Below are 4,945 nucleotides of genomic sequence, written 5' to 3'. Positions count from 1 at the left end.
AAATCAAATAATCACTATAAAGATCAAGCATATCCATTTAATTCCCTCCCTAAAATTAAGGGCGGAATTCTAATGCTTTTTAGTCAAACTACAAGTTTATGTGCGTAACATGAGTTATTCATGGGAATGGTCGTATTGATTCTGATAAATATGGTGAAGATACTAAAACTACTGTTAACTCCATTAATACCGATGCAAAGGACACACTGCTTGAAGTTATTGCCTTACAAACTCCTGAGGCAGGAAGTGCTAAAATCAAAATTCACCCTGAGTTTATAGTTTATGTGGTTAATAAAATCGAAGCGTTTATACGACAGGCCTAGCTTCCTTGCAAAACCTCACCCGCAGGTAAGTTTTTAGCAATTCATTCATCTCTTTCATTTTTATCGATTGACTCCCTAGTAAAATCAATCGGGTCACTAGGTATCTTTCGTGTTTCACTTGCCCATTCACCAAGATCTATCATTTTACAGCGATCTGAGCAAAAAGGTCTAAAGGAATTATCAAGTCGCCATGTATTTTTTTTACCACAGGTCGGACATGTTATAAGATTTAGATTTTGATTAGTCATAGTAAAGTTAATTAAAACGGAGCGGTTTTATATTTTACTTCCTTTTTTGAAAACCATAAACCTGCGCTTTAATTTTATGGAATATAAAAATGAGGCAAGCTGTCATTGCTCCAGCTACTAAACCCATAAAAAAATTTATCCCTAAACTTATTATAGCAGATGCGTTATCGATATAATGATGAAAAAAAGGAAGGCCATGGGCAATAATACCTCCCCCTACTAAAAACATAGCAACAGTACCTACTACCGCTAAAAGCTTCATCAGTATTGGTGCAGCCCCAATTAAAAAAAGTCCCATTTGCTTTAAAGGTCTCTTTTTTTCACGCAAAATAAGCCCTAAATCGTCCAATTTCACAATACAGGCGACCAAACCATAAACACCCACGGTCATGAGCAAAGAAATAAGGGTTAAAACGATTAATTGCTGCATTAAGGAATTGGACGCTACAGTCCCTAAAGTAATTACAATAATTTCAGCGGACAAAACAAAATCAGTGCGTACAGCACCTCTAACTTTGTCTTGTTCAAATTGGTGAAGATCCCCAGTTTGCAAATTCATTGTTTGTTCAGGATGTACCACATCATGGGGCAAAAATTTTTCAATGAGCTTTTCGTAACCCTCGAAACATAAGTACAAGCCCCCCAGCATTAAAAGAATGGTAACAAGATAGGGTGCAAAAAAGCTAATTAATAAAGCTAAGGGGACTAGAATTAATTTATTAATAAATGAGCCTTTTGCCACAGCCCACACCACGGGAAGCTCTCTGTTCGCATGAATACCTATTATTTGTTGCGCATTCAAAGCTAGATCATCGCCTAAGACAGCACCTGTTTTTTGAGCTGCAACCTTAGTCATAAGGGCCACATCATCTAGTGCGCTCGAAATATCATCAATAAGTGTTAATAAACTTGTGCCTGGCATAATAAAAAATAGTTAGATAAGTAATTAAATTCTAAGATAAATTTCTAATAAAGCAAAAATTTATTTTCAAGACGATTTATTTTTACACAAATTAAATTGATAATGATTATCATTATCAATTAGGATGAGTGGCTAGTTCATCATCATTCGCCATCAATGATCAGATTAATTTTTTGTACAGCGCTAATTTTCTTGTTCAACTTCACTAGCTATGCGAAAGCACTAAATACAGAGAGTAAGCAATTTTCATATGAGGGTCATCTATTTTTTAATGCGACGAATTCAGCAGCTCAAGGTGAACGGTATTTACTTAATCAACAGTTATCCAATGTTAAATTGGGCTCGGAATTAATGCTTAATGACTGGAATAAAGCAAAAAGCTTATTAATTTATAATACCGTTCCCACCCCTATTAACCCACAGCTTTATTTTGATCAACTTTATAATCAATTTAAAATACCTGGTTCAAACATGTATTTTGATGGCGGTAAAAAATGGATTAACTTTGGAAACTATAAAACCGATTTAATTTATAAACCGCTAACCAAAGCACTGGGACAAACCAATGAGGCGGCTGCTGTTCTTGGTTTTGATGCAGCTTTTTATTCAAATGTCTCCCTATTCACTCCTTATTCTAAAATTGCTTCCCATTCCCTGCCTTTTTATAATTTAAATATAGGAACACATAAGCAATATTATGATATCGGAGCGAGCTATATATACTCATTAGCGGAGAGTCAACTTTTTCAATACAATAAAGGTTTTGGTGGTTTTTTAGAACAGCGCATTCATAGCAAAGTGCCCGGTTTCGCTGCCTATGCCAATATAAATTACCAAAAAATAGGCTTTTATCTAACCTATGTTAGTGCAGTTCGTCCCTTTCTAATGAGAGAACTTAGTTTTGATGGGACAGGCGCCTCCCCCCATGCTTTTAGTCTACAAACAACCTACACTATCATGCTTAAAAATAGGCCGGTGAAACTAATAGGACTTTATGATTATTCTTACGAAGCCCTAGCCTTAAGAATACCTAAACAGCGAATAGGTTGGGGATTTGCTGCTTATCCTAAACAATACCTTAATTTACAATTTCAATATTTTAAAGATTATGAATATGCCAAGCAAGATGTTGCTTCAGGCTTAAATAAAACCATATTCGGGACTTCGAAAATATTAAATACCTACGCTTTACAACTAGTCGTTAATTTTTAAATTTTGTTTAAAAAATCCGCTTTTTATATTGCAAATGATAATCATTATCGATTATATTTCAAATGAGAATAGTTCTCATTTGATATAATGGCTATAAAGAGGATGATGTAAATGATGTTATTAACAACTCAGACTGATGAATTGAACGGCCAATTGCGCACCTTGCTATCAAATAATGGCATTAGTCTTTCCCTCAAACAAATACAGCAATTTTTTATTAAGTCCTACCAGCAATGTGTTCATCGCCTGCAAAGAGCAGCTGTTGCGGAAGGTTTAATTGATAAAAAAATAAGCTGTGCCTCTATAGGATCTTATTTGGAGCAATTAAAGCTTTATTCTTATCAACACCAATTGGAACTCAAAAATTGGAAGACATTACACCATGAATTAAATGAAAGTATTATCAACCAAACGCTTGCTTTAGCGTACCAATGTCAGTGGCATAAAATGCTAAAACAGCAGGCGAAAAAAACTCCTTATTTGTGGTCTTGGCTAAAAGGGCTCCCCCCGCAAGAATTGCTTAACTTTTTAGAGCAATGGGGTTGTACTGGGCATCCTTATCATCCTAATTTTAGAGCTAAAATGGGCTTTAGTCGTCAAGAAATTTTAGAGTATTCGCCCGAGTTTAATGCTAAGGTAAGTCTCTCCTGGTCAGCTCTGCATCGTTCCTTAGCGTATACGTCAACTCCCGGTAAGGATTTTCATTGGTTATTTAGCACTCATTTCCCCAAGGAATATAGCCTATGGCGAGAAGCGCTGCGAACCCAGGGAGTACCAGCTGACGAATATTATCCCTTGCCCCTTCATCCCTGGCAATGGACAAATAAATTAAAAACCTTGGCTGAACCTCTAGTCCAACAGAAGCAATTTATCGTGAACTCCGTTTTTCAAGTAACTAAACCCTCCATGTCGTTTCGCACTATGATGCCCCTTACCCCCCATAGTCCTCATCTAAAATTAGCAGTTGGGGTTCATACAACCTCCTCATTACGGACAGTCTCACCTGCATCAGTTGCCAACTCGTCTAGTTTGTCTCAGTGGTTAAATAGACTACTTGCAGAAAATCACTATTATAAAGAGCAATTATTTTTAGCTCGAGATCTTGCGGGGATCCATGCGAAGCATCCCTCTATTGCAGAAAATGAAAAAAAACATTTAGCACTTATTGTCCGTGAGAACCCATTAAAATGGCTACAATTAAACCAAAAATTAATTCCCTTGGCTGCCTTGTTCAAATGCTCTCCCTTAAGTAGCAAGTTCTTATTGAGTGAGCTTATTGAATTAAGCTCTAGCAACCCAGTTAATTATTTTATGAACTATGCACGACAAATTTTGCGTAGCCAATTACATTTATTACTCGTTTATGGAATTGCTTTAGAGGCACACCAACAAAATACTTTAATTATCATTCAAGACAATCGCTCCGTGGGTATTGTAATTAGGGATCTCGGTGGGATAAAAATTTGTCAACATGCGCTCTATGACCAAGTAGAGAAACCAAAACTTCATCCGGATTCCACTATTACCTGCACAGAATTAAAAGAACTAAGCAATAAATTTATTCATGGAAATCTACTGAGCAATTTAGCACCGTGTATTGACTGTTTAGTAGTAGACTTTAAATTAGATAGAGCCCTATTATGGCAACAAATTAAATTAATTTTAGAGCAAATCCTGGAGGAAATTAAACCAGAAGTAGATGCAACCCTTTACCATTGGCATCATCAACAATTACTCGTTAATCCCTGGCAGCACAAATCATTACTAACCATGCGCCTTCATATCAATCCAGATCAAGATTTATTTTCAGTGGTTAATAATCCTTTGAGTAAAAATGATGTCTAAATCGCTACAGTCTTTTATTCTAATAAGTCAATTTTTCATGATTTTAGCCTTAGAGATGACGAATCCCTTTTTGTCGTTATTGATTGCATCTCAAAAAGGAGCACTAGCCTCTAACATCGTTTTTTATAGTATGTTAAGTCTGGTTCTACCGATGTTAGCCAATATTGTTATGACCCCAATTTGGGGGTTCGCAGCAGATCGTTATGGTTATAAATCCATGCTCATGCGTGCAGCTTGGGCCTTGGTCTTTACCCAAGGTGCGATGATTTGGGTTAATTTAGCTAGGTCCGGGGATCTGGAACAAAATTCAGGAAAAATAAGAGCTATTCCCGGTTTGTTAGTTCATTCACCTTACTCTCAGAATGGCTTATCCACAAGTCCATAGGCCAGGAGAG

General features: G+C 36.4%; 5 protein-coding genes. 3 read left to right on the top strand and 2 right to left on the bottom strand.

The window, feature by feature from the left end; translation table 11 throughout:
* Window positions 1-364: 364 nt before the first annotated feature.
* Window positions 365-571 (bottom strand): DNA gyrase inhibitor YacG, encoded by a 207-nt coding sequence (gene yacG / locus ELY15_RS13305; RefSeq protein WP_127100836.1) that lies wholly within the window; start codon window positions 569-571, stop codon window positions 365-367.
* 34 nt (window positions 572-605) lie between these two features.
* On the bottom strand, window positions 606-1,493 hold the full coding sequence (locus tag ELY15_RS13300) for a DUF808 domain-containing protein (protein WP_127100834.1): 888 nt from the start codon (window positions 1,491-1,493) through the stop codon (window positions 606-608).
* Between the two features lie 156 nt (window positions 1,494-1,649).
* On the opposite strand from ELY15_RS13300, the gene ELY15_RS13295 reads away from it, so the two are divergent.
* From ELY15_RS13295 to ELY15_RS13285, 3 genes are all read left to right on the top strand, one after another.
* A complete protein-coding gene (locus ELY15_RS13295; protein WP_127100833.1) occupies window positions 1,650-2,705 on the top strand; it encodes an LbtU family siderophore porin in 1,056 nt (351 codons plus the stop codon).
* A gap of 111 nt (window positions 2,706-2,816) precedes the next feature.
* Window positions 2,817-4,550 (top strand): IucA/IucC family siderophore biosynthesis protein, encoded by a 1,734-nt coding sequence (locus tag ELY15_RS13290; RefSeq protein WP_127100831.1) that lies wholly within the window; start codon window positions 2,817-2,819, stop codon window positions 4,548-4,550.
* Window positions 4,540-4,935 (top strand): hypothetical protein, encoded by a 396-nt coding sequence (locus ELY15_RS13285; RefSeq protein WP_305033813.1) that lies wholly within the window; start codon window positions 4,540-4,542, stop codon window positions 4,933-4,935. The genes ELY15_RS13290 and ELY15_RS13285 overlap by 11 nt, the downstream gene beginning before the upstream one ends.
* The last annotated feature ends 10 nt before the right edge of the window (window positions 4,936-4,945 follow it).

The sequence above is a fragment of the Legionella sp. km772 genome, assembly GCF_003989735.1.
Lineage (GTDB): Bacteria > Pseudomonadota > Gammaproteobacteria > Legionellales > Legionellaceae > Legionella.
The sequence above is the reverse complement of the archived record's forward strand: the minus strand, read 5'-3'. Positions and strand labels throughout refer to the sequence as shown.

Bases quoted from the DNA above. Each gene is read 5' to 3' on its own strand.
- yacG (WP_127100836.1), bottom strand. From the start codon at position 571: ATGACTAATCAAAATCTAAATCTTATAACATGTCCGACCTGTGGTAAA.
- ELY15_RS13300 (WP_127100834.1), bottom strand. From the start codon at position 1,493: ATGCCAGGCACAAGTTTATTAACACTTATTGATGATATTTCGAGCGCA.
- ELY15_RS13295 (WP_127100833.1), top strand. From the start codon at position 1,650: ATGATCAGATTAATTTTTTGTACAGCGCTAATTTTCTTGTTCAACTTC.
- ELY15_RS13290 (WP_127100831.1), top strand. From the start codon at position 2,817: ATGATGTTATTAACAACTCAGACTGATGAATTGAACGGCCAATTGCGC.
- ELY15_RS13285 (WP_305033813.1), top strand. From the start codon at position 4,540: ATGATGTCTAAATCGCTACAGTCTTTTATTCTAATAAGTCAATTTTTC.